Origin of the sequence: Dyella ginsengisoli LA-4 (assembly GCF_000334915.1) — a bacterium.
Classification (GTDB): domain Bacteria; phylum Pseudomonadota; class Gammaproteobacteria; order Xanthomonadales; family Rhodanobacteraceae; genus Dyella_A; species Dyella_A ginsengisoli_A.
The window spans coordinates 1-203 of record NZ_AMSF01000092.1 but is presented as its reverse complement, the minus strand read 5'-3'; the positions used below and the strand labels follow the sequence as shown (position 1 = coordinate 203).

Sequence of the window (203 nt, the reverse complement as noted above, 5' to 3'; positions counted from 1 at the left end):
ATGCAACGCGCATCGTCTCGCGCGTGGGCGTCGATGCGGGCATCGCATGCCTCGAGGCGCTCGCGCACCTGCGCCCAGTGGGCGGCCAGGTCGCGCAGCAGTTCGCGGAACTCGCCGGGCAGTTGGTAGGCCTCCAGGTCGGCCAGCACCCGGCGCAGGGCCGCATCGCTGTTGGCCACCACGATGCCGAACTCGGTCAGCAG

1 pseudogene is annotated in these 203 nt (G+C 71.4%); it reads right to left on the bottom strand.

The features are described from left to right. Positions 1-203, bottom strand: a pseudogene (locus C693_RS22265) (IS110 family transposase); the annotation flags it as partial.